The 25,746-nt window shown below is 40.2% G+C and carries 23 protein-coding genes; 12 read left to right on the forward strand and 11 right to left on the reverse strand.

Translation table 11 applies throughout. From position 1 onward, the window contains the following. Window positions 1-31: 31 nt before the first annotated feature. The 10 genes from AC3QLY_RS11960 to AC3QLY_RS12005 all read right to left on the reverse strand — a co-directional run bounded on the left by AC3QLY_RS11960 (window position 32) and on the right by AC3QLY_RS12005 (window position 11,541). Window positions 32-436: a ubiquitination-like system serine protease family protein gene (locus tag AC3QLY_RS11960; RefSeq protein ID WP_492989768.1), complete on the reverse strand. Its 405-nt coding sequence runs from the start codon at window positions 434-436 to the stop codon at window positions 32-34. Then, window positions 426-1,601 carry a ThiF family adenylyltransferase gene (locus tag AC3QLY_RS11965; RefSeq protein WP_492989769.1) on the reverse strand — a complete coding sequence of 392 codons (1,176 nt, stop codon included), beginning with the start codon at window positions 1,599-1,601 and terminating at the stop codon, window positions 426-428. The genes AC3QLY_RS11960 and AC3QLY_RS11965 overlap by 11 nt, the downstream gene beginning before the upstream one ends. Further along, on the reverse strand, window positions 1,576-2,277 hold the full coding sequence (locus AC3QLY_RS11970; protein ID WP_492989770.1) for a multiubiquitin domain-containing protein: 702 nt from the start codon (window positions 2,275-2,277) through the stop codon (window positions 1,576-1,578). Before AC3QLY_RS11970 ends, AC3QLY_RS11965 begins: the two co-directional genes overlap by 26 nt. Before the next feature lie 314 nt (window positions 2,278-2,591). Then, on the reverse strand, window positions 2,592-2,837 hold the full coding sequence (locus tag AC3QLY_RS11975; protein ID WP_492989771.1) for a DUF2188 domain-containing protein: 246 nt from the start codon (window positions 2,835-2,837) through the stop codon (window positions 2,592-2,594). Window positions 2,838-2,864: 27 nt separating this feature from the next. Then, entirely contained in the window at window positions 2,865-5,348 is a 2,484-nt protein-coding gene (locus AC3QLY_RS11980; protein ID WP_492989772.1) for a S8 family peptidase, read from the reverse strand. Between the two features lie 3 nt (window positions 5,349-5,351). Further along, the gene (locus AC3QLY_RS11985; protein WP_492989773.1) at window positions 5,352-6,539 is read right to left on the reverse strand and encodes an AAA family ATPase; all 1,188 of its coding nucleotides are present in this window, start codon (window positions 6,537-6,539) and stop codon (window positions 5,352-5,354) included. 176 nt (window positions 6,540-6,715) lie between these two features. Next, window positions 6,716-8,713, reverse strand: a complete 1,998-nt coding sequence (mobC, locus tag AC3QLY_RS11990) for a conjugal transfer protein MobC (RefSeq protein WP_492989774.1) — start codon at window positions 8,711-8,713, stop codon at window positions 6,716-6,718. Between the two features lie 11 nt (window positions 8,714-8,724). Next, window positions 8,725-10,032 (reverse strand): relaxase/mobilization nuclease domain-containing protein, encoded by a 1,308-nt coding sequence (locus tag AC3QLY_RS11995; protein ID WP_492989775.1) that lies wholly within the window; start codon window positions 10,030-10,032, stop codon window positions 8,725-8,727. Beyond that, window positions 10,020-10,409 carry a plasmid mobilization protein gene (locus tag AC3QLY_RS12000; RefSeq protein ID WP_492989776.1) on the reverse strand — a complete coding sequence of 130 codons (390 nt, stop codon included), beginning with the start codon at window positions 10,407-10,409 and terminating at the stop codon, window positions 10,020-10,022. Before AC3QLY_RS12000 ends, AC3QLY_RS11995 begins: the two co-directional genes overlap by 13 nt. A gap of 229 nt (window positions 10,410-10,638) precedes the next feature. Then, window positions 10,639-11,541 carry a DUF8464 domain-containing protein gene (locus AC3QLY_RS12005; protein ID WP_492467595.1) on the reverse strand — a complete coding sequence of 301 codons (903 nt, stop codon included), beginning with the start codon at window positions 11,539-11,541 and terminating at the stop codon, window positions 10,639-10,641. A 156-nt stretch (window positions 11,542-11,697) separates the two neighbouring features. On the opposite strand from AC3QLY_RS12005, the gene AC3QLY_RS12010 reads away from it, so the two are divergent. After that, window positions 11,698-11,985 (forward strand): hypothetical protein, encoded by a 288-nt coding sequence (locus AC3QLY_RS12010; protein WP_492467594.1) that lies wholly within the window; start codon window positions 11,698-11,700, stop codon window positions 11,983-11,985. A 129-nt stretch (window positions 11,986-12,114) separates the two neighbouring features. On the opposite strand, the gene AC3QLY_RS12015 is transcribed toward AC3QLY_RS12010, so the two are convergent. Then, window positions 12,115-12,330: a hypothetical protein gene (locus AC3QLY_RS12015; protein WP_492467593.1), complete on the reverse strand. Its 216-nt coding sequence runs from the start codon at window positions 12,328-12,330 to the stop codon at window positions 12,115-12,117. A gap of 237 nt (window positions 12,331-12,567) precedes the next feature. Here AC3QLY_RS12015 and AC3QLY_RS12020 point away from each other — a divergent pair, with 237 nt between their 5' ends. The 11 genes from AC3QLY_RS12020 (at window position 12,568) to AC3QLY_RS12070 (ending at window position 25,738) form a co-directional block, all read left to right on the forward strand. Beyond that, on the forward strand, window positions 12,568-13,077 hold the full coding sequence (locus AC3QLY_RS12020) for a rhodanese-like domain-containing protein (protein ID WP_492467592.1): 510 nt from the start codon (window positions 12,568-12,570) through the stop codon (window positions 13,075-13,077). A gap of 2 nt (window positions 13,078-13,079) precedes the next feature. Then, on the forward strand, window positions 13,080-13,589 hold the full coding sequence (locus tag AC3QLY_RS12025; protein ID WP_492467591.1) for a TlpA family protein disulfide reductase: 510 nt from the start codon (window positions 13,080-13,082) through the stop codon (window positions 13,587-13,589). A 39-nt stretch (window positions 13,590-13,628) separates the two neighbouring features. Continuing rightward, complete coding sequence (locus AC3QLY_RS12030) at window positions 13,629-14,291, forward strand: ArsR/SmtB family transcription factor (RefSeq protein WP_492467590.1); 663 nt, start codon at window positions 13,629-13,631, stop codon at window positions 14,289-14,291. Between the two features lie 119 nt (window positions 14,292-14,410). Then, window positions 14,411-15,202 carry a nucleoside phosphorylase gene (locus AC3QLY_RS12035; protein WP_492467589.1) on the forward strand — a complete coding sequence of 264 codons (792 nt, stop codon included), beginning with the start codon at window positions 14,411-14,413 and terminating at the stop codon, window positions 15,200-15,202. 225 nt (window positions 15,203-15,427) lie between these two features. Then, window positions 15,428-16,534 carry an MBL fold metallo-hydrolase gene (locus AC3QLY_RS12040; protein WP_492467588.1) on the forward strand — a complete coding sequence of 369 codons (1,107 nt, stop codon included), beginning with the start codon at window positions 15,428-15,430 and terminating at the stop codon, window positions 16,532-16,534. 29 nt (window positions 16,535-16,563) lie between these two features. Beyond that, window positions 16,564-16,920 carry a DsrE/DsrF/TusD sulfur relay family protein gene (locus AC3QLY_RS12045; protein WP_492467587.1) on the forward strand — a complete coding sequence of 119 codons (357 nt, stop codon included), beginning with the start codon at window positions 16,564-16,566 and terminating at the stop codon, window positions 16,918-16,920. Window positions 16,921-16,945: 25 nt separating this feature from the next. Further along, complete coding sequence (locus tag AC3QLY_RS12050; RefSeq protein WP_492467586.1) at window positions 16,946-17,464, forward strand: hypothetical protein; 519 nt, start codon at window positions 16,946-16,948, stop codon at window positions 17,462-17,464. Window positions 17,465-17,542: 78 nt separating this feature from the next. After that, window positions 17,543-18,790, forward strand: a complete 1,248-nt coding sequence (locus AC3QLY_RS12055; protein WP_492989777.1) for an MFS transporter — start codon at window positions 17,543-17,545, stop codon at window positions 18,788-18,790. A gap of 656 nt (window positions 18,791-19,446) precedes the next feature. After that, window positions 19,447-23,796 (forward strand): CusA/CzcA family heavy metal efflux RND transporter, encoded by a 4,350-nt coding sequence (locus tag AC3QLY_RS12060; RefSeq protein WP_492467583.1) that lies wholly within the window; start codon window positions 19,447-19,449, stop codon window positions 23,794-23,796. Between the two features lie 10 nt (window positions 23,797-23,806). Continuing rightward, window positions 23,807-25,024 (forward strand): efflux RND transporter periplasmic adaptor subunit, encoded by a 1,218-nt coding sequence (locus AC3QLY_RS12065; protein WP_492989778.1) that lies wholly within the window; start codon window positions 23,807-23,809, stop codon window positions 25,022-25,024. 27 nt (window positions 25,025-25,051) lie between these two features. Then, window positions 25,052-25,738: a phosphatase PAP2 family protein gene (locus AC3QLY_RS12070; protein ID WP_492989779.1), complete on the forward strand. Its 687-nt coding sequence runs from the start codon at window positions 25,052-25,054 to the stop codon at window positions 25,736-25,738. Window positions 25,739-25,746 lie beyond the last annotated feature (8 nt).

Genomic DNA, 25,746 nt, shown 5'->3' on the forward strand with positions numbered 1-25,746 from the left:
TTTCATATGGCAGATAACATGAACCACGTAATTAGTACTTTTTAACAATTTTTAATAGCCGCTTCCAAAATCCAATCTTTGGCGACTCTTTTGTCTTGCTCCGCTGGCCATGTGAATAGAATTCTCCTTTCGCTCGGTTGTCGTCTTCCCGCGCCAGTTTTATTTCCTTTTCTGTCCAACTATTAGCGTGTTCAACTTTGCTTTTCTTTATCCAATAGTGAGATTGACAGTCAAAGTTCCAATTTCCAATGGAAGGGTATAAAGAAACTGTTTTCCCATCAAAAGTTAGTTTCCAATCAGTAGGAGAAAGTGGAGTCACGACTTCATTGCCACAGCCACACACACATTTGTGTATGGCTGTGCAATATTGTATAGAAATATAAAGTATCCCATCCTCGATACAATCTGGAATGAACGCAACGAATTTATGTAACATCTTCATTAAAAATTTTAGATACGCCTATTGAATATGAGCAATGGTGCTCGTTTTCCAAATCCACATAAAAACCACTTATCTTTTTCCACTTCAGAACGGCCAAGATGGCGTTTAACGCATTCAATTCTGCAATCTGAATATTGGTAGCATATTCGTTGTTGTCGGAATCTTCCGAAAAGATTCGGAGCGGCAAATGGTCATTTTTTTCCCTGGTAGCAGAGGTAACCCTAACAGCACCGGTAAGCTTATCATCAACAACGTTAACCCCTAATCCAACATCAGAAAACGCCACATCCACGCTCACCAGATAATCCGTAATCATTTTTCTGGCAGCATTCTTATCAACGCACACAAATACATAACTCATTTGATTTAACTCATGTAAACTCTCCTTCTTTACATAATAGTCATGGGTATAGATAAATTTGTGCATATTAGAATAGAGCTTTTGATAATAGACTACTTTCCTGGGATTTTCGCTGAGATCATTCATTGACGCTGCTCCAGGTGAACGAAAAGCATTGTGCTGATCAAAGCTATCTCCATCGAAAAGGTGGATTTCCTTTACAGGCGTTTTAGTTATCATATCCAGAACATAAGCTCCAGTACCACCCAATCCGATTATAGCCACTTTCTGACCGGTCAGCTTGGAGTTAATCACCTCGATATTAGCACGACTCGAATTAGTATCAATGTATTGAAATACCGTTTCGTTGCTGCTGTCTGCTATTACCTTAAAGGTTTTTTCTGTTACCGATGGGTCGAGATATTTTGCTGGGGCAGAAATGATGTCTGCATATCTCTTTATTTTTTGATAATAATCTGGGTATCCGGCAGCAGGCTTATTTGAAAAAGACCGGTTCACTGTAATCTGATTGCTCAGTACTGTAGTAACATTACTGTGCTGGATAGCTGTGATACCCGTGCCATCAATTTCACAGGGATTATCACCTATAAAATGTATAACATGATTATCCGGTTTCCCTGTCTGGGTATTGTTGCTCAATGTAAGGGTGCTTACCAGTGCTCCATATTGGATTTGTTTGTTTTGATCTACAAAGGGTATGTGGTGGATAAGTAAATATCCACCACGTACCTCGATCTCATAACCTTCGTCTCTAAGACGTTTAAGGTCGCGACTATGATTTATCAGTTGCTGTGACATCGAATATCATTTTATTTTTGACACGAACAATTGAACCCTTAACCATAGTGCCTTCGGGCTTAGGTTCCCAACCTCTACTGTAAGTAACTGTATAGCCTTTATTAGGATTATTGTCATACACCCCAAAGGCCAATACGACCACCTGTTCAAAGGAGATATTAGGTTCCTTCCAAACTTTCTCACGCGCGTTTACGATAATTCTAAATTCCGTCGGCTTTGATTTGGAGACGAAACGCTCTTTACCAGGACGAGCTAAATCAACCACCTCGTCATCCAATATCTGGTCATCTTGCCAACCCTCTTTGATGTCAAGGAAGATTTCATCATCTGCAGGAATGCCTCCTAGTTCCCTGATTTGAATACCCCTAATGTATTGCTTATACCAGGTAAACGGCTTATCGTTAATGAAGAAATGCAGCTTTTTCTTTACAAAAAAATACTCCGTTTCAGGTCGGGCCAAGTTTACCTGTTTTTCATTTTCAATAAGCTCATCCTTGTACGGCTTACTGATTGACAAATACAGTTCAGTTTCTAACGGTATTCCAGCAAGTTGCTTTAAATCTGCACCGGTTTTGTACTGATCGAGGGTTTCATACTCTTTACCTTCAATTATGAATTTTAATGGTACTTTTTGATTGGGGGAATGCGGTGCCCCTTGATGATTATCTAAATTCATCTTGATTCTAAATTTGATGTTAATAAAAATTGTGTATTGCCTATCGTTTCAGCAATAAATCGGGCATGCCGATGAAAGATCATGCTTCGCTGCTACTTAAAAATTTATATTATTAACACCAAGCCTTACTACCTGAATAGTACAGGTGATAAGTTTAAAATCACAAAAAGGCTTGTTTATATCAGATAAAGGAGGTAGTTTTGAAGTGCAAGAACATTACTACCAAGAGCCTTGCAAAGGCTTTTGTTTCCTTTACGGAATTCAAGCCAGGTGATTTTCGCCTGGTTTTTATTTTTTTAATCGTTTTCTTCTCATTAATGCTTTGTGTCTTTTATTGATCTCGGATCATTGCCGGGCTTAACAGTATCACTGTCCCTTATCGGCCCTCCGTTCGGGCGATGTATCTTAACTTCGCCTCCCCCGTTATTCGACGAAAACTGTTTTGCAAGTTGTTCTCCTTGCTTTTGAGTGTTGACAATGGCTGAAGCCTTCTTGCCGCCCTCTTTTTGGACACTCCAGCCGTCTTGTCCCTTTTTCTGTGTTACATGGTAGTTTGCCATAACTATATCAATTTTATGTTTTAAATATTAAACTCTTGGTACTACTCGTGCTGCGGTCTTTATATCAACGGCCTGCACTCCTAAAGACTGAAGCATTTGTCTAACGTCATTGAATACAGGCTTTTCTTTATTAGGATCGGAAATAGTCAATATTGCCGTAAAGGGAACACCTTCACGCGGTATAGTGACACCATCGCGAGCCAAATATTCTACATCTAAACTCCACTCTGTTGTCGGGCCTACTCCACGCGGAAATATCTTTTCGTATACCTTCACAGGACTCCATTTAAAAGAATGCTCAATCTGATCCTTCTCAAACAAACTCCCATCTCCTTCATCGGGCGTGTAGATAGCGCTCAACCGACCTAGATAATTTCCATTCTTCTGCATTTGACGCAATGCTGCATCAATATTTATCCTGACGAATTCAGCACCGTATCTATAATCAAATCGTGGCGTGCTTACAATAGTAAGTTTGGCATGACCAAAACACTTACCGTCTCGTACAAGGCTTGATGGCCATGAAAATTTAAAACTCATCTTATGGCCGCTTATCGCCCGATTTGCAAACACCAAAGTGATTGCTGAAGGATCGCCATTCAAAATCTCTTCAGATCCATTTGGAATCCCAAAGCCGACTAAGTGCTTGGTTACATTCCTTAAACTCTTATCGTTTAAAGATTCCGGCAACACAGCATGGTGAATACCAAGGGCAATGAGCGTCTCCCGAGACACACTACCTTCTATGGAGTGGTCAAGACTTGCCAGCGTTTTGGCAACATTGGGTGCCGCGTAGCTGGTGCCACAGCCATCCACTATTTTGCCACTAACATCTAACGACAATAAGCCATGTCCCAATGTAGGGTGGATTGTTCCTGAGCCACCTATATGCGCGAAATCTGGCTTGAGTCCAACTCTAAGACCTGGACCTCTACAACTATAATTACTCAAAGCGTATGGAACGATCCCATCGATATTCGGAGGGTTAAGCGCTGACACACTAACATTGCGGCAGCTTTCAGCCGGTTTTTTAATTGCGTCGTTCCTTGACGAGGCTAAAATTTTCACAGCTTCAAAAGCATCATCAGGCCACTCTCTTCTCATATCTACAGGGCGGGTATTACCGGCCGAGATAACGAAAACCACATCATTTTCTTCGGCAATTTTATCCAATAATTGGGCAAAAAGACTGTAACCAGTGGTAGAAGCATGTTCTTCAATATTCATACTAAAATTGAAAATCCGGACACCCGTCCTCGCTTTAAGTTCCTGCACAGCACTTTCCAGTTCGGTAAAAAACTGGAAAGGCTTTGGAAAATATGTATCATACCTATTTGCGAGAGGCAGAATATCCAAGTCGATAATTTTACATCCATCTACTTCTCTGCAAATGGCATTCCCATTAAGTGTTTGCCCTATTATTGCCAAGCCTGCTATAAATGTTCCGTGATTTTCATCTTTATCGGAAGGACTTATCAATCCCCATCTATCTTCGATCCAATCACCATATATATCGGAAACACCACCATCAACTACGCATACCTTTGGATAAAATGTATTGCTCTTTATTGACGGTATTGTAAAAGTTCTGCCTTTTTTTATTGCGCCAGCCGGGCTACTTTGCATAATGATAGGAGGCAGCGTGATTCTTTTCACCAAAGGATGCTTTCCCAAAAAATCCAGTAGTTCGCTGTGTTTTTTAGTATCAAGGTCAACAATGCGTTTCTCTCCTTGTTTATTTGCAGAAGATGATGAGGGAAATAATTGTATAACGGGTGCAGAAGCACTTTTTTCTAATTTAATCCCAAAAATAATGGCAGACCCAATACCAGTCGTAACCCTCGATGCAAACAAGCCATTGCCGATGCTCTCCAATCCGTCAAGAAAACTTTTAAAAAGATCAAATTTATACTGACTCAATAAATCCCAATCTTGTCTTGCTGGAGGGGCCTCAAACAATTCAACCATGTAAGAGCCACCAGTTTGTGGATTAGAAAACCATTCCACTGCTTCTTTCACAGAAAATTTCCTTTTGTCGCTGGCTGTGTATGGTATAATATCCTGAATAGCCCCAACTTCACTTCTAAGCCTGGTTGGATTAGGTTCCGTTTTTCCGTTTTTCTCTTTGTACCTGGTTTCTGTTTCAGCCTGTCCAACTTTCTTATTAATTTCATTAATGCTTTCAGGAGTAAGCTCAACAAATAATTCACCCAGATCACCAGCTCCAACTACGGGCGCAATATCCCTTTTAAATATCTGTGAAGTAGGTCTATGACTTTTCGCCAAAGCAGCTTGCTTCAAAGTCACTTTAGCATATGAGATTTTGGCAAAACTATTTACCAATTGCATACTCCTGATCTCGCTGAGCTGTTTTTGAAGATTGTCCCGATGCTCGACAAAATCAGAATCGTTACCTGCAAAAAAGTCCTTGGAAGGGCCGCCGCCTTTATTGTCAAGAGCTTCTATAAAGTCATTTGTATTTAAAACTATTTGAACCGGACTGTTTGCCATAACTTAATTTTTTTCTGAATCCTTAAACTTGGACATCTGCTTACTTAATGACGAGGGTGTCATCCCGAATAAGGGAGCTATGTCTTTTTGCTTAAAAGAATATGTTTTATCATTTAACAACATTGCGATGAAGTCTTCGTCACTGTGCAACATGAGATTTCTCTTACCGGCATTTACTCTTCCGGAATTCAGTAACGCAAATTGCTTCATTACAGTGACGATATTGCTTTGCTTTTCTAAAACAAATGCCCGCTTTAGCCATTTTGATAACATCTCAGCATCAGCTCCTGAAGAGCCTTCAAGGCACCATGCCAAAAATTTAATTTCACTTTCATTAAATTCTAATGGTATCAGGAACTTTTTCAGCAAATGCACCATAACCTCGTAAGAGGGTCGAGGTATTTCAATTTGGATATCGAATCTTCTCCATATTGCAGGATCTAAAAGGCCTTCATGATTGGTTACTCCTATTGTAAAGCCTCTTTCATGACGAGAATCCAAGCTTTGCAGCAATGTATTTACAACCCTTTTTACTTCCCCAACTTCTTGAGGGTCATTTCGTAATTTTGCAATTGCATCAAACTCGTCAAGTAGCAGTATGCACTTGTACTTATTAGCAAAGGCAAATAGATTGCCGATATTACGAGAAGTCGTACCTAAAAAGGAAGACATTAATCCTTCTAACCGAGCCAATACTACCGGTAGCCCTATTTGTTTTGCTATCCACTTTGCCAAGTGAGTTTTTCCTGTCCCTGGAATACCATAAATCAGGCATGAGCTTGCAGGAGTTGCATTGATCTCTAATAGTCTGTCAAACTTCATCCATTCATTAACAATCGACTGAATCGCCAATTTAATATTTTCATCAAAAAGAGGCATTTCAGCAGGCAAGTCGGCAGGAAAAAACACTTCTGCCAGCGGTGTTGAAGTTTCTTTATCGACAGGTATAGGCGTTTTGGCTGTTAGTACTTCTCCAGAAGCAACAACGAAAGACTGTTGAATTTTGCTTGGAGACATTTCTATACTTGCCTGCGAAGAAGACAATAAGCCTTCTAAAGATTTTGCCTCTTTGCTGTAGCCATCTTTTTCCAAACTATCCTTCAATCTATTAATCTGATGTGTTATTGCTTCATTGGGACTTACCAAGGCAGACCTGCATAAAGCTTGTATTATATTGAAGTATTTTACCATTTTTTCTATTTGCTATTGCTTTCAGTTGCAAATATAAGGAGATTAATTTCCAAATACAAGAATTAATTTCCAAATCTCGACTTTTAATTCCCGAAATGGCATTTAGGTGCCTAAAATAGCTAAAAATTGAAATAATTGCCCGCTGGGCGAATCCCTCAGGCATGGGCTATCTTATGTTAGCCTTTTCTGACCACCAAGTGAGTCAACCCCGGATCATTTATCAGTCTTTCCATTTCCGACTGAATTATATCCTGTATATCCTGCTTAATCTGGAAATAATTACGCTGTACCATGCTACTATCCAGCTTACGGATAACCTCTATCTCTTTATAGTTTTCTTCCTCTCTTTTTAGCGCTTCGTGATCATTGATAATTTCACAATGAAAGGCTTTCAGCTCTATCTTATTATCAGGGTCGTCAGCTACCATGCCCACGAACTCGCCCGAACTTAACGCCGATATTTTTGACGGAGGTATAGCGGCTTCCAGTTGCTTTGAGCGACTGATGGAAGTGTCCCCGCTGTTGATGGAATAACTTTCCCTGTCCTGCATGATTTTCCCAAAGCGTTCAGAGAGCTGCTTTGCGGTATCACCTGTAACCTGCCCGGCCACGATGTTGCCCGTGATATTCATAATTACGTCTGCCTGCTCACGGCCATAATCTTTACGAAGCTGGCTGAAATCCTGTATACCTAAGCAGGTGGAAACTTTATTGCTGCGAGCAGTAGCAATCAGACTATCCATATTGTTCAGATAGATAGTAGGAAACTCGTCAAAAACTAAACTGCTTTTCAATTTTCCTTTCTTGTTGACCTGTTTTACAAGACGGGTTACATATAGGGAAAGCACCGCTCCATAGATCTGTATCTTTTGCGGATTATTCCCCATGCAAACTACTTTCGGGTCGTCAGGATTATTCACATCGAGATTGAAATCATTGCCGGATAAAACATAATACAACTGTGGTGATGAAAGCCTTGCCATAGCTACTTTAGCAGATGCTATCTGGCCTTCCAGCTGTTCCATAACATCATTTAAATAGGCATTCAAAAACGGATTGATTAATACCTCGCATTCTTTAGCTGCTTCCGTTCTGAACAACGTAAAAAGGCTGTCATAATCTGCCTGCATCAATTCTATGACGTGTGGCAACGTGCAAAATTCTCCGTCCTTGTACTTCTTCAGATACCATATGACGGCCGTCAGAAAGTTAATTGGTGATTCCACGAAAAAATCGCCCTGACGCTTTATCCACTCTCTATTTAATCCCATTAAAATGGTGCGGGCAGATTCAGCAGCATCAGTAATATCGGTCATGGCAGACGGCTCCAATGGATTACACCGATGGCTTCTTGTCAAATCATCAAAATTGATTACATAAAACTTTGGTGGCTTGGCGTACCTGTGCTTGTTTTTTAACCAGGAATTATAGGCAATCCTTGAAAGATCATCAAACTTGAAATCATACACGAACATTGTAAATCCCTTACGGATATGCTGGGTTATTACATGCCTAATAACAAAGTAGGATTTACCTGCTCCCGGCGTACCCAACACCATGATGGCCCTGAATGGATTAATAATATTTATCCAGCTATTTCGTACTTTATTTTTTAAGTGATAGCGTGCCGGCAGATTGATGGAAAACTCATTCTCCAGCAAACGTTCCTCCTGCGGGAAGGTCTCGTTTTCCTTGTTGAAAATGTCCTTATTGTTGAACTTGCTTTTAATGATCCGTGAAAGCAAGGTGCCACCAGAAAGTATCAGTAAAAAGCCTATCGCGGTGATGCTTATATAAACGATTGTCTTCTCTTGTGCAGGCAACTGAAGCATCATGGAAAGGTAGCTGGCAAAATAGAGCAGCAGTCCCGTTATAAGGTAGGCAAAGGCAGTTTTATAGTTCAGTTTCTCATCCTTTCGGCCTTTGGCTCCGAGCAGGGAAATCACCAGAAAGCCTAAAGCAATCAGCTTGCTTTTTACGAAGTTGCTGAATATGCCTGTCCTGTAAATGTTGCCTAAAATACGGTCGCTGAAAGTGCTGCTCAACTCCCATTCCTGAAAGGCGGCATAGCAATAATAATAGAAGTGTATCACTAAAATAACGATACTGATCAACCTGGTCATGTCCAGAATTTTTCTCAGCGCCTGTTCATTTTCACCTGTCTGTGCAGCCATTGTTTTAAATTTTATTGGTTATTGGAAATGTTCTTTCTCTTTCTCTTTTTTCTACCCTTCTTCTTTAGTTGTCCGGGTACATAATCAGCTGTCTGTTCGGGTCGTAAAAGGGAATCGAGTATGTTGCCAGCGGATACTGTAACCGGGACCGTATTAGTTTCCTGGAGAGCAGGGGTAATGTTAGGCTTGGTAGCTTGTGCAGGCAGGGAGGCATTTCCCGTTTTTTGACCAGGCTGTGGTGGTAAGTCAGGTTTCACGGTTTCTTTGAAACCACATCTTTCCTGCATGGCTTTGGCACTGTATTGCTTTCCTAATGCGCTACCGTTAAAGACACACTTGGTCTGGTGGTCCACGTAAGTTACGCCGTAAATTAAACCTGTATCGCTCCTTCGCAAAGCAATGTGAATGCCCTTCTTTTGAAGTTGTGCGACTAATTCATCGAGCGTAGGCGTTTTGCCAACAAACAACCTATCTATTTCAGTCTTTACGCGGGCTTTGAACGGCTGGCGTTGGGCATCATTAGAACTATATTTATCTTCCAGAAATTTCAGGGTAGGTTTGTTGTAAAAGTCGCTGGCTTTTATAGGTACACCGATAGGTTTTCCATCTTCATCGAGTATCCGGTAAACAAGGCCACCTCCCTGAAAAATTCTTGATTCTTCACTGCCGCGATCAGCCATTATGTTGTACTGTTTCAAAACCGCATTCAGTTCCGGCAAGCTGGTATATTTGTATTTATCCAGCACCGCATCCAGCACATTTGTGATGGCTCTTTTAGTTTCAGTACGCCCGTACTGTACCTTCTTTACATCTACGGGTTTTAACCTGAATGCTTCCCGTCTTGCGTGTGCATCGGCTACTATAAGACCGAACATTTTTTCAATCTCCTTACGTGCCGGTTCTGACTTGCGAATGCCTAGGTGATGCAGGTCAATTCGCCTGCCATCGGACTGAATATTAGTTGTAACTACGTGTATATGGGGGTGGCCTGCGTCGTGGTGCTGATAAACAAGATAAGGCTGGTCGCCAAAGCCTAATTTTTGCATATAGACATTAGCTATTTGCATCAGCTTTTCTCTGCTCAAATGAGCTTCAGAAGGGTCAAAGTTGAGCGAAATGTGTACGCTGTTTCGTTTAACATTCTCGTTCAGTTCTGTCCTTTTCAGCAGATAGCCCAGCTTGATTTTCAGGCTCATTTCATCTGCGTTTAAAGGGAAATTTTCTGCGCCGATGCACTCCGCTACACCTTCTTTAACCTTGTTTTCATTGTAGATGAAAATACGGTGCATGGAGTGACCGGCTTTGATCACCGCAACCATATTTCCAGTATTTTTTTTACGTTATTCCTGACCTCATCCACCTTATTGCTAAGGATCTTTTTCTCTACTTCATAGGCAATCAGCCAGCTCCTAAATTCAGCTATTTGGCTCAGCGTATGCAGCTTTTTAACCGCCTGATTGAAGTTGTTTCCAACTGCGTTTAGCTCGTTGCGAAGCCGAGTAAGTTCTGCCATTAAGTCATCCTGCGAGGTGTTACGGTAGGTCGTAACAATGGGTTTGTCGAAGATGCTGCGACGTACATAATCGCTTAGCTTACGACAGGTAGAAGCCTTCCATTTCTTTTCAATTTTCGCATATTCATCGGGCGTTAAACGCAAGCCGATAATGCGTGTCCTGTTTGAATTTTGTCCTTCCATCACTAATCATTTTCACGTTTTCAAAATCATTTTCACCTTTCAGACGCCCTGCCCACGAGTTCCGAGTGATGGGCAGCCAGATCCGGTTGTTTAACAACCGTTCATCTGGCCGATTGCGGGAAAGTTGCAATCCTTCAGCTTTTAGAACCTCTTTCAGACATTGATAAGGCTCTAAAGCATATAAGAGGGCTAAAGCACTTTAAAGCGGCTCTTATAGTTCTGTTATCACTTATTTCAACTTCTGTTTTTGATGTTTCCTTTGCGGCTTGCCGAAATTCACCATCCATTCGTTGAAGTCCTTGTGGTTTTGATACAGGCTGCTTTCGTCCTTGTATTTACTGCTTAGGGAGAGTGCATATCGGCTGCAATTTTGTCCGGTAGTATCCCTGTCCAGGTACAGCCTGATGGCATTATGTTTTTCCAAAAAAGGGCGTGCAGTTTCAAAGAAGGACACAGAGTTCAGCACTACAAAATCAAAGGGGTATTCGGGGTCTTGTTGATGGATGGCCTTGAAGGAAAGGAAGTCAGTAAATCCTTCAAAAACGATGACCTCACCGGCGCTGTTATCAAAGGTGGTGATGCTTTTTGGCGAGCTGCTAGCTTTGAAGTAAGGATTGCGTATTTCAAAGCCTCCTAAATTATTCCTGAAGCCGATGCCATAATAAACTTTCCCCCTGAGTTCGTACCGGACTTCCCGGCAATAGCGGTCGGCAATGTCAACAGGTATGCGGCGTTGTTGCAAGTACCGCAAAAGGGCGCTGGAGGAAAGTATGAAGTCCCCTAAAATCTTTATTTGATTTTCCGGTTCGTGCCTGGTAAAAGACTGCTGAAGTACGGGCTTTTGAAGGGAAAGATTACCATTTAAATTCTGTAGTAATTGGGAAAGGGTGCAGCCATGATACAGGATGGCAAAATCAACTAGGTTGCCACCTTTACCGAGGCCATGATCGTACCAGCGGTTCAGCCTGCGGTTGACTTTGAAAGATGGCGTTTTTTCATCGCGCAGTGGTGAAAAATACCAATAATCATTGTTCCTGATCTTTGCAGGTTCATATCTTAAATTTGACAGGTAATGAACGATGTCTATTTCTTTGGCCTCACTGATGGAAAGCCTTTTGTTCCTGAAATCCATAACCACACTTTTTCAAACACACATTCAGTTCTTCGATGCGAAGTTAAACAGGCGATATGGGATTAACCTATCCTCATCATATTTTGATGAGGATGTAGAAAGCCGGGTTATTTATTTTTGTATAGTGAGTATTGTTTAAATTAAAACCGAGTGATTATGCTAACAACAAGTGATGTAGCCAAAGTGTATGATACTATTCTGAGTATCCCTGGCATGAGTGAAACAGTGAAGATTGACATGAGGATCTCCCGCAAGAACGTATTGTTATTGCATAGTGTCCTCAAGCGTGGATTAACGGCCAAAGACGATGATAAATCGTCTGCCTTACTGGAAAGTATTCCCCCCGAAGCTTTGCAGGAATTACAAGTAATTGCTGATGATTATCTTACTAAAGCAGGCCTAACAGAACTCAGTGAAAAACTGAAAGCACTCAGTACAAAGTAGCGGATAACATCAGGGCCATTTGGAGGGAAACAGATGTTTGTAGGTATAGGGCCTCTGATCCCTTCAAATGGCTTATTTTTGTATGAAAGAGAAAAAAAGAGATGAGCTGGATGAGGATATAATGGTCTTTTAGTTTCTCTTCGAGATCACCCATCCTTCTTCTGATCGGATACTTGGTATGTTGTTTTCCTCTAACCATTTTTGAAAACCACTTACATTTTTGGGTGCAAAATGAATAATGTCACCATTTTTGAGCATAATGGTGAAAAAGTCGCTGGCAGCAAGAAACTTGAATAATTGTCCCGCAGTGTACTCAAAATCGGGATAGTGATTAGCTGAAGTCATACTATGTTCCTTTAATAGTTTCGTTTGGACTTGTCGCCTAAGCAAAAAAATAGCGCAGGCAACAACTCACCGCACTGAGGTCTTAGGAAACCCGGCAACGATAAGTGCGCCCACGCCGTAGCATGAGCGTTCTCCACTTATGTCCCGTTGCCATTTGAAAGTTCCTAAGTTTCAGTGTGGGACTTAAAGCAAAAACGCTTCAAGAATATTTTCCGTGCAAATATAAACATTTAGGGAGTGAGGTTCAAAACAAACAATTCAATTATTCTATTGAATAGAAAAAATGTAGTATATTGCGGAAAAAATTCAATGAGAATAAGGTTTTTTTACGCAGCAGTTATAGCATTCGTGCTTTGGCACGGCAATGCCAAAGCACAAGACAAGGAGCCCTGGAACAGTAGTCAGCTAATGCAGCCAGGCGTTCTTGCAGAAAGAATTGTTAATCACCAAACCGGAGACTTGCTGATAATAAACGTCGGACCAGATGCCTTGATAAAAGGATCTGTTGATATCGGGTCAACACATGAGGCAGCCAACCTTACAAAATTGAGGAGCTATCTAAAAACCCTGAAAAAGGATAAAGAGATTGTCATTTATTGTGGTTGTTGTCCATTTGACAAATGCCCCAATATCAGACCAGCATTTAACACTATAAAGGAGATGAATTTTAAAAATGCCAAACTCCTCAACTTGCCTAAAAATATTAAGGTGGATTGGATTGACAAAAATTATCCTGTTACTGAATAATCATGAAATATTTGTTGAGCTTATTAACATCGATGTTATTTAGTTACGGCCTTATGGCCCAAAATCAATCACTACAGATTGGATCTCCTGCACCGGAAATATCACTATCTCAACCAAACGGAAAATTACTGTCTTTGTCTTCTTTAAAAGGTTCACTTGTATTGGTGGATTTTTGGGCTTCTTGGTGTGCGCCTTGCGTTAAAGAGCAACCTGAGCTAAAAGCAATCTATCAGCAATATGACAAATATGTTAAGGAAGGAAAGTTTCAAATTTTGGGCGTATCCTTAGATAAGAAAAAGGATAGTTGGGGAAAAGCTATCAACAGTTTAAAACTTACTTGGCCACAAATCAGCGATTTGAAATTTTGGAATAGTCCTGTAGCAAACATCTACGGCATAGAAGCATTACCTTTCAATGTACTCGTTGATGGAAATGGAAATGTTGCTGCTACAAATTTGCATGGTAAAGAACTGGCGAATTTTATAAAACAGTATCTGGAAAAACAGAATTAGGATATTTTAAAGGAAATAAAAATGTGATAAATAATAATAATGAATAAAAGAGAATTTAAAGACAAAGTGTACGGGGAACTGTCAAAAGTGACAAAGGCACTCGCTAATCCCCACCGTCTTGAAATAATTGATCTGCTTGCACAGGGACCTTTCTCTGTAGAAGAAATTGCCAATTACACCGGAATGTCGGTAGCTAACGCGTCACAACATTTACAAACGCTGAAAAATGCGAAACTGGTTAGCATTGCCCGTAATGGAAATTTTATAAACTATGCGCTCGCAGGCGAAAATGTTTTCAATGCTTGGTCGTCGTTACGGGAGCTTGGATTAACCTATAATGCAGAAGTGGAAAAAGTAGTAAATGATTTTCGCATTGGCTATGGTGATATGGAGTGTGTAGGTACTGACGAGTTAGTAAGGTTGATAGAAAAAGACGAAGTGATACTGCTCGATGTTCGCCCTGAAGAAGAATATAGCAGAGGACATATTCACAGAGCAATATCTACGCCGTTAGAAAAACTTGCGAAGTATTTGAGGAATCTTCCTAAAAATAAAGTGATCGTAGCATACTGTAGAGGCCCATTCTGTGTGTATGCGGATGAAGCTGTAAGCCTGTTGAAAAAGAAGGGCTTTAAAGCGAAAAGAATGGACGAAGGATTTCCTGATTGGGCATTGAAAGGTTATCCTATTGCACACACATAAAAGACTCGCGGTAAAACTTGAAAATTTCCAAAGAGTCTTCAAAGGGAAAGTGAAACAATAACAACCATATTACTGCATTAACAGCATAAAGGAGTTATAGGCTTTGTACTTTATTTAAAATGAATAACCAGGATAAACTGACGATACTTAACAACAAGTTTTACAATTCCCCTTCTGTTTTTCTTCCTGAGAACTTGTTACGGGAAGCACGACGACAGAAAAATATCGGCACTTGTCCGGTTCCTGCCATCTGCGTATTAGATCCAGATGGAGATTTGGTGAGCTATCTCAATAAGGAAGGATTGGCAGAGAAAAATAATTGTTGGGCCTGCTATCATTCTAATCTTTATCACTTTGAGTTAGAAGGGATCAGGATAGGCATATTGCCCTGCATCGTAGGAGCATCTTACGCTGTATTGGTTGCAGAACAATTATTTGTTTCAGGTTGTGAACTATTGATCAGTGTTACTTCAGCGGGTATTATTAATGAACCTGGTGAAGCTAAACGATTTGCGTTAATAACTGAGGCTGTAAGGGACGAGGGCACAAGTTATCATTATATTTCTAAGGAAATCAGAGCCTCCCTTTGTGATGATCTTTTCAAACAGCTTAGTTCTATTTCTCAGCCTTTATGGGTTGACGCCAAAAGCTGGACTACTGATGCGCCTTACAGGGAAACGAAAGAAGCTATCGAGGCAATGAAGAAGCAAGGTATCACTTGTGTTGAAATGGAAGCTGCTGCCTTGTACGCTTTGGGCATAGCGAAACGCAAGCATATAATTTGCTTTGCTCACCTCACAAATACTATGGCACAAAGCGAAGGTGATTTTGAAAAGGGTGAATACTTTGGAAGTATGGACACGTTAGAGCTTCTTGAATTGGTTATAAAACATAGTCAACAGATTGTTTAATATACCGAAAACATAAGTCCATAGGATTTAAGTAAGTACTCCAACGACTGTATTTTAATCCTGATTTTTCTTGTATTGCCAATAAGAACCTTCATCTAATTGCATCTACATTGACTCCTATTCTACTATAGGAATGAGAGTGAATTGTGGTGTTCAATCTATTCAATAAATCTATTGAATAGTTGATTTTCTTTTCTTACATTTGCCTTGTTAAAAAATTATATCATGAACACTCAGGCAATAACAGTAACCGAACTTCAGAAAATGCTGGAGAAGGGAGAAGAGGTAACTATTTTAGATGTACGCCCTCAAGATCAGCGAGACGAATGGCAGATTGCCGGCAGCCATTATGTGGATGCTTACAAGCGACTTAACGAAGGTGATCGCTCGGTATTGGATGAGGTTGATCTACCTGAAAACACAACAGTTGTTACTGTATGTGCCGCAGGCAGGACAAGTCAAATGGCATCGGATGCATTAAGAAAAAAAGGCTTTGATGCCTATTCTTTGGAAGGCGGTATGAAAGCCTGGAACTATGCCTGGAATACTGCAGAAATAAAGGATGGAGATGTGACCATCATCCAGGTAAGAAGAGTGGCTAAGGGATGCCTATCTTATATCCTTGGCTCCGATAATGAAGCGATTGTAGTGGATGCTTCATTAGACCCCGAGGTTTATGCCGCCATTGCAGCAGAAAATGGCTGGACAATCAAATATGTGATGGATACCCACATCCATGCAGATTACATCTCTCGTACCATCGAGCTGGCAAAAGCCACAGATGCCGTGCATTTGTTTACAGAGAATGCAGGCGTTGAATATGATTTTACCCCGATTAGTGACAGAGACGTTGTTCCTTTTGGTTCAGCTAATCTAATGGCTGTATTTACACCAGGCCACACACCTGAAAGTATCTCTTATCTGATAAACAATAATTACCTGCTTACAGGTGACATCCTGTTTACTGATGGTGTGGGAAGGCCCGATTTGAAAGCTGATCATAAACAGGGACTAAAAAATGCCGAGCAACTATTTACATCACTCGGAAAGATTTTAACCCTCAGCGATGAAGACCTGCTCATCCTGCCTGCGCACACTTCAAGCGCAATTGCTTTTGATGGTAACATAATCGGAGATAAACTCTCTAACTTATCCGTAAAGATAGAATTGCTTCAATTGGAAAAGGACGCTTTCGTAGAGCAGACCATGAAGCGTATTCCTCCCACACCTCCCAACTATCTTCAGATTGCTTCACTTAATAAAGCAGGAAGCTACGAAGGTGTTAACCCGGCAGACCTTGAAGCAGGTGCTAACAGATGTGCCGTTTCATAATAATCCTGTAATTCAAAAAGAGCCATTCAATGAAAAAGATACTCGTTATCATCAACGATGCCCCTTATGGAACGGAAAAAGCCTACAATGCTTTTCGCATCGCCAATCAGTTAAATAAAAATCATGCTGACGTACAGGTAAACGTCTTTCTGATGGCAGATGCTGTGAGCTGCGCTATCGCAGGACAGAAAACGCCGAACGGATATTATAACATTGAACGCATGATGAAATTTTCTCTTACCAAAGGGGCAAAAGTGAAACTGTGTGGAAGTTGCGCTGAAGCGCGGGGGCTTACTGCCGGGCAGATCATTGAAGGTTCAGAAATGAGCTGCATGGATGACCTCGGAAAATGGATTGCCGAGGCAGATCAGGCGATGACTTTTTAATCTATTCATTACGTAAAAAAAAATCATGAAAGTAATCACATTTATCCCGACGCTGTTTATCTGCGTATGGTCGTTGACAGCCTGCGGGCAAGAACACCCCGCAAATAAACAGCAGAACGCAAAACAGCTTACTGCAAGTGAGCTTTCCGCTGGTGTGAGCGACTATGTAAAAAAGGAGCAAAAAGAAAACAATGGCTATTATACAGTTTATGATTCAGTTGCAAAAAATCTGTTGAAATTAAAGCTGGATAAAATACATGACGACCGACTGGCGCATGTAGGCGACAACAATTATTTTGTTTGTGCAGATTTTAAGGGCGACGACGGCAGGCTGTATGATATTGATGTTTTTATGAAATGGGATGGTAAAGAGCTTACCCCAACGGAAAGAAAAGTGCATAAAGTGAACAGTGTTGCCAGATATGATTGGTACAAGGACGGCAATACCTGGAAAACCAAACCGGAAGGGAAGAAAAAAAACGAACACCCCACCTCAGAACATCCAAACTCCGAACATCCGAAGTCTGAGCATCCCAAACAATAGGTGGTACTGCTAAAAATATAATACTTAAAATGAATTCTCCTGATGTGGAATGGAAGGCTACATAACACCATAGTAAAAGTGGATACAATTAGATTAGGATTAAAAGAAAACTGGCGACAGTTCACCTTACTGGTACTTGTCAATATGATGGTGGGCGGTATGGTTGGGCTGGAAAGAACCGTAGTACCGCTTGTAGGAACCGATGAATTTAAGATCGGTTCTGATGTTGTCGTATTCTCTTTCATTATTGCTTTTGGTGTCGTAAAAGCGTTTACCAACCTTATTTCAGGCACCTTGGCGGACAGGTACACTCGTAAGAAAGTGCTGATCATAGGCTGGTTGATCGGGATGCCTGTTCCTTTCCTGCTTGCCTGGGGGCCTACCTGGAATTGGATATTATTTGCCAATGTTCTGTTAGGCGTAAGTCAGGGTTTAGCCTGGTCAATGACGGTCAATATGAAAATTGATCTGGTTGGCCCTAAAAAGCGGGGCTTTGCAATGGGGCTTAACGAAGCTGCCGGTTATGGTGCAGTTGGGCTTACTGCTTTATTAACAGGCTATCTCGCTTCCTATTACGGATTAAGACCGGAACCTTTCTATATCGGTATTGCCTATACTGTTATCGGGATACTCTTGTCCATTTTTGTTGTAAAAGACACACGCAAACATGCACGACTTGAGGCTGCGCAAGTAAAAACGACTACTTCAGGTGAACACGCGCATAAACCCAACCTGCTTTGGGTTTTCAAAGAAACTTCCTTTAAAAACAAAAACCTCTTTGCCGTATCACAGGCAGGGTTGATCAATAATCTGAACGATGGTATGTCGTGGGGAGTATTCCCATTACTGTTTGTATCAATGGGTGTCGGCTTGGAAGGTGTTGGATGGATAAAAGCTATTTATCCGGTAGTATGGGGTGCAGGTCAGATCATAACAGGTCCTTTAGCCGATAAGATCGGCAGGAAACCACTTATTGTTTGGGGGATGTTCGTACAGGTGTTAGGGCATATCGTTATCGGTCTTGAAATGTTTTCTCCTATGACTTCAGGAATTGTTGGTTCTATATTGTTGGGATTGGGAACGGCTATGGTTTATCCTGCTTTACTGGCTGCGGTAAGCGATACGGCACATCCTTCATGGAGAGCATCTTCTTTAGGTGTTTATCGCTTTTGGCGGGATATAGGCTATGCCGTTGGAGCATTAATGGCAGGCATTGTTGCTGGTTTACTCGGCCTCGTTTGGGCAGTACATATCGCAGGGATTGTCACCTTTTTATCAGGTGTTGTGGTTTGGATTCGGATGAAAGAGACAATGAATAAGAAATAATCAAGGAAAGGCTTGCGATACTTTGTGTCTGTAGTGAAAAAACCATATAATGATTTTTGCTCTCCTACGCCGATTTAGAATTTCTGAACTTTCGTTGGCTGATGTACAATATGTTGCTTACCTGTAACAATTTTCTCAAAGATCGTTACTATTTTATTTATATAAATATGTTGTATATCTCGCTTTTTTTACTAAATTGCGAAACTGATGAAGTCTTTCCTAAAATATTGCCTAATTATTCTTATAGGTATTTGTTACTTTAATTCAGTTTTTGAATTAGATAGTAATGAATGCAAGCAGAATTATGGGAACGAAACACATGTCTATACAAATGCTGAAAAAGACGGCAAAACCTTTACATTTAAATCTGTAAAACAACTCGATGACCTTTATCTGGTTGTAAACTTCTGCTACCGTTATTTAGTTGCTGCTGATAAAGGCAACAAATTCTATTTCGGTTTATATAACTCCCCGCCACCGAAGCCAGATAGGCTTTACCTGTTCTACTCTGTTTTCTTGATTTGATTTTATCTTCTTAATTCCTGCACGCCGGATTAATGCATAATCACGGTGAAAATTTTCATTTCCGAAAATAAGCCGGGATAATACCATTTGTCTTAAAGATTTCATTCAAATCATTATCTATATCAATATTCATGATTGATAACCTCATAGGCTTTTCTATAAGAAATAAAGCCATTATTATATTCTTTGTACTGGCATTGATTGGTTGGGGAGTTTATTCTGTAACAAAGCTCCCTATTGATGCTTTACCCGATATTACTAATAACCAGGTGCAGGTACATGCCATTGCTCCTGCTTTATCGGCACAAGATGTTGAACAAACTATCACTTCTCCTTTGGAGATTACAATGGCTAATACGCCGGGTATTATCGAAATCAGGTCTATTTCTCGTTTTGGCCTATCGGTAATAACCATTGTATTCAGAGAGGATGTTGATATTTACCGTGCCAGGGAACTGATATTTCAAAAAATTCAGGGTGCTCAAGATTTAATTCCGCAAGGTGTCGCCACTATAGAGATGTCTCCCATTGCTACAGGGTTGGGCGAAATTTATCAATATGTATTACAACCCCAGCCGGGCAGCGAAAAGAAATATTCCTTAGACGAACTCAGAACAATACAGGATTGGGTTGTAAAAAGACAATTGGAAGGAACACCCGGTGTAGCCGAGATAAATAGTTTCGGCGGCTATATAAAACAATATGAAGTGGCTGTTGATCCTGAAAAGCTAAGAAGCCAAAATATTACCGTCAATGAAATATTTAATGCACTGCAACAAAATAACCAGAACACAGGTGGAGCATACATAGAAAAACTGCATAGCGCCTATTTTATAAGAGGGATAGGTTTGGTAAAAACGCTTGATGACGTTGGAAAAATCGTTGTAAAAAATAATGGCGGTATTCCGGTTCTTATCAGAGATGTGGCGCAGGTGCAATTTGGACATGCTATAAGGTATGGTGCAATGACAACTTCAGAAACCGGAGAAGCAGTGGGTGGTGTGATACTGATGTTGAAAGGCGAAAATTCGATGCAGGTAATTACTGCTGTAAAAAATAAAATAACCGAAATTCAAAAAGCGTTACCAAAGGGTATAATCATAAAGCCATTTATTGACCGGAGTAATTTAATAAACAGGGCTATTCACACTGTAAGCCGCAACCTTATTGAAGGAGGATTGATAGTTATATTTATATTAATCTTGTTTTTAGGCAATCTTAGAGCAGGCATTGTGGTGGCTTCCGTTATCCCTCTTTCTATGTTGTTTGCTTTGGGAATGATGAGCCTCTTTGGGGTCTCTGCTAATCTAATGAGCCTGGGAGCCATTGATTTTGGATTAATAGTAGATGGGGCAGTAATTATCGTAGAAAGTATTGTTTTTAGCGTTCACCATAATTCCCGGCTATCTAAACTTAATGAATTATCACAGTCCCAAATGGATGAGCAGGTATTTCAGTCTGCTGTACGTATCCGTAAATCAGCCGCTTTCGGAGAAATAATTATCCTAATGGTTTACATTCCAATTCTTGCTTTGGCTGGTGTAGAAGGAAAGATGTTTAAACCTATGGCACAAACCGTAAGCTTTGCCATTGTGGGCGCATTAATCTTATCTCTTACCTATGTTCCCATGATGTCGGCAGTGCTGCTAAGTAAAAAAGTTTCCCATAAAATAACCCTTGCAGACAGGATAATGAGCTTTTTACATCGTATATACCGGCCAGTAATATTATTTGCCTTGCGAAGGAAAATTATAATAGTTATTACGTCTGTTACACTATTAGTAATAAGTTATTTTGTTTTTAACCAGCTTGGCGGTGAATTCATTCCTACACTACAAGAAGGAGATTTTACGGTAGAGCTTCGCTTACAACCGGGTAGCTCCTTATCACAAACAATAAAAACAACAATAGAGGCGGGTGATATCTTAAAGAAGCAATTCCCGGAAGTTAAAGAAGTTGTATCCCGTATTGGAGTGGCGAGCATACCAACGGATCCTGATCCGATTGAAACAGCAATGTTTACTATAGTATTAAAGGATAAAAGCGAGTGGGTAAGCGCTGCTAACGAGGCCGAGCTGGCTGATAAAATGAGACAGGCATTATCGGTAATCCCAGGGGTGAACTATGAATTTTCTCAGCCTATTCAGTTACGGTTTAATGAATTATTAAGTGGTTCCCGGCAGGATGTATCGGTTAAGATTTACGGTGATGATTTGGATATGCTGGCACAATTGGGAACTCAGGCTGCGACTATCATAAGCAAAGTGAGCGGTGCGCAGGATGTTTTGGCAGAAAGAACAAATGGGCTGCCGGAAATAACCGTAGCCTATAATCGTGATAAAATCGCTCAAATGGGATTATCTATCGCGGAAGTAAATACCGCCTTGGAAACTGCCTTTGCAGGGGCAAAGGCAGGCATTGTTTATGAAGGAGATCGGCAGTTTGATTTAGTAATACGTTATGATGAGCAACACCGGAAAGATTTATCCAATGTTCAGGATTTATTCATCTCACTATCAAACGGCAGTCAAATTCCATTAAGTGAAATTGCTACTGTAAAATATCAGGAAGGTCCTTCTCTGATTTCAAGAGACAACACTAAACGTAGAATAGCGATAGGGTTAAATGTTCGTAACCGGGATGTTCAAAGTGTTGTGAATGACATCCAAACTCAATTATCATCGCAGTTGAAATTGCCAACTGGATATCTTATAACGTATGGCGGTGCCTTTCAGAATTTAATTGATGCAAAACAGCGACTGATGATTGCCGTTCCTGTCGCTTTAGCCTTGATTTTTATGCTCTTATTTTTCACATTTGGCTCGCTTAAAGAAACGCTGTTAATATTTACAGCAATACCCTTTGCAGCTATTGGTGGTGTGTTTGCATTGCTGCTAAGGGGTATGCCTTTTAGCATCTCTGCAGGTGTTGGCTTTATTGCCCTTTTTGGTGTGGCAGTACTCAACGGCATTGTACTCGTCAGCTTTTTTAATCAATTAAAAAAAGAAGGAAGAACTAATATAAATAGGCGCATTTTAGAAGGCGTTAATGTACGGCTTCGACCTGTAGTGATGACAGCCACTGTTGCTTCACTTGGCTTTTTACCTATGGCAATTTCTGCCTCTGCCGGTGCTGAAGTGCAGCGTCCTTTGGCAACTGTTGTCATTGGAGGTTTAATAACATCCACTTTGCTCACCTTAATTGTGCTGCCCGTTTTATACAGCTTATTTATGTCAACCAAAAAGCCTAAAAAAGTTAAAGGCATAGGCAATGCAATCGGAATTTTATTCTTATTGGTGGTTCTTTGCTTTCCTTTTACTGGTAAAGCACAATTACCTGTCTCATCTGGTTTTCAGCCTTTACAGCTATCTCTTGATGATGCAATCAAACTTGCTTTAAAAAACAATCAGACAATTAAAAGTGCAGAATATGGAGTAAGTCAACAACAGGCTTTAAGAAAAACCGCAGTTGACCTTAATAAAACCGGATTTCAATATGGCTTTGATAACACCGTTCCAAATGGCAATAAAAGTATTGGAGTTCAGCAGTCTTTCAGTTTACCGACTGTCTATAACAGGCAAGGGAAGCTAATAAACCAGCAGGTTGTTTTAAGTGAAAAATATTTGACTATATCAAAAGCCGACCTGATAAGAAATGTAAAGACGGCCTATTATCAACTTGTATATGGGCAGAATTATTTAAAGGTGCTTATTTATCAGGATAGTGTTTATAGGAATTTTACCAATGCAGCAAATTCGAGATATACAAATGGAGAAACAGGCTATCTGGAAAAGGTAACTGCCGATGCCACCTATCAGCAAATTGTATTGCTCAGAAAACAAGCACAGGCAGATATTATCATCTACGAACAGGAATTGCAAAAATGGCTTTTTACTAATACGCCTGTTGAACCAACAGTTAACCGAGTAGAAAAGCTGCCAACGCCCATTTTATTAGATACACTTCCTGCATATCAAAATCCTATTCTTAATTATTATCAGCAAAATATAAATGTTGCGGCTGCAAACCTTGCATTAACAAGAAGCAGAGCCTTGCCCGATCTCTCCTTTGGTACTTCAAAGTTTATAGGTAATTCCGGCTTTGGTTTTAGTGTGGGGGTAAACATTCCTCTCTGGTTCCGTCCTTATCAGGGCAGAAATGAAGCGGCTAAGATGGGTGTAAAAATTGCCGAAGCAGACTACGCCAATGTTATTGACACCACAAGGGCTGCTTATAATCAACAACTCCAACAGTATCAAAAATGGCATGAGCAATTGAGTTACTATGAGAGTGCAGGCTTAAAACAGTCGGATGAAATAATAAAAAACGCAGGCGTGAACTATAGATACGGAAACATCAGCTATATAGAATATATACAAAACCTCACCCAGGCATTTAATATAAAATTGCAATATCTGGGAGCGCTCAATCAATATAACCAAAGCATCATTAATATAAACTACTTGTTAGGAAATAACTAAATTTTAAAAGATGAAACATTCAATTATACGGATTTCACTACTCTCATTTGTGTGTGTTTTCGTTTTATACTCTTGCCAGATGGAAAGCGAGGACAAGGAAAAAAAGGAAAAAGCGCAGGAGGAAGCTACCAAAGAAAAAGCAGGTCTAAAACCAGACGAAGTAATGCTTACTAAAAAGCAGTTTGACATAATGAAAATAGAACTCGGCAATCCTGTTCAAAAAAATCTCACAAACATTATAAAAGCAAATGGATTTATTACATCGCCACCACAAAATAAAGCAAATGTTTCCCCGGTAATGGGTGGGGTTATCAGATCTGTATCGGTTATCCCTGGCAGCTATGTAAAAAAAGGGCAGGTGCTTGCTTATTTAGAACATCCCGATTATATACAGTTACAAGAAGATTATCTGAAAGCTAAAAGTTCGCTTGTGTTTTTAGAGCAGGAATACGATAGGCAAAAAAACATGTTAAGCGACAGTGCTACATCTAAAAAATTAGTTCAGCAAACGCTAAGCAATTATAATACTACAAGTGCAACTGTACTTTCCCTGAAAAATAAACTTAATTTATTGGGCATACCGATTAATAGTATTGAAAATGGAAGAATACTGCAAGCCGTGCCACTGATTTCACCCATTAGCGGATACGTGCAGAAAGTAAATGCGAATGTTGGAAAGTTTGCTGACCCAACCCAAATAGTTTTTGAAATTTACGATAATAGTACTTTATTCATAGACCTTCAAATTTATCAGCAGGATTTAGGTAAAATACGCATCGGTCAAAAACTCACTTTCACTACTCCATCATTAAGTACTGCCAATACAATGGCAACTATTTACGCTATAGATAGAGCTTTTGACAGCACCAATAAATCAATAACGGTTCATGCAAGAGTTGATCGCAATACAATAGGAGACTTAATGCCTGGCATTTATGTAAATGCGTTTATTGAAACCGGAAATGAAAATGTCACTGCCCTTCCGGAGGAAGCAATCTTTAAAACAGGCGAAACAGAAAACATTTTTATCCTCTCCCGAACCTACGTCGAAAAGCAGGATACCAATTATATTTTTTCAGTGAAGGAGGTGAAGACTGGCGCTTCCGAAGCAGGCTATACACAGGTCAGTTTTTTAGAAAGCGTTCCTCCTTCTGCTAAAGTCGTTACAAAGGGAACATATTTTCTGGTGTCGGAAAAGAATAAATCGCAGGGTGGGGAACAAGATTAAAATTATTAACATTTTGAAATGGTTGTTATGAAAAATTTATTAACTATATTTTTACTACTGCATACTTTCTTGGGGTTTGCTCAAACTAATGATACTCTTCCCAAAATTAGTTTTAAAGCGGGCGGTAATCATCCTTTGCGGCAATTGTATGCTCCTTCAGCGCTCATCTTTGGTGGCATCATTTCGGAGGTCAATTTTAAAAAGTCCTTAAACTTTGAATTGTATAAAGAGAGGAATAATGACATTCCTCATTTTCAAACGGGTGCTGACGACTACCTACAGTTTTCGCCTATTATCTTGGCTTATAGTTTCGATGCATTAGGAATGCCATCAAGAACTGATTTCTACAACAGATCAGCAATATTGATGAAAAGTGAGTTGCTCATGCTAAGCACTGTTACAGTTCTTAAAAGCACTATTTATGAAACTAGGCCCGATCATAGTGCTAATAATTCAGCCCCATCAGGACATACAGCCCAGGCATTTGCTGCTGCTGCTTTTCTTTCTGAGGAGTTTGGTGCAAAATATAAGTGGGTTCCGTATTTATCTTACAGTTTAGCATCTTCAGTTGGCGTACTTCGCATAATGAATAATAAGCATTATTTAAGTGATGTATTGATAGGTGCAGGGATTGGAATATTATCAACAAAAATTTCTTACTGGACGCATCAATACAAATGGGGTAAAAGAAAAAGGAGTATCAAACGGTTTTAAATGGTATC

Source organism: Hydrotalea sp. GW822-HT8A01, from assembly GCF_058798575.1.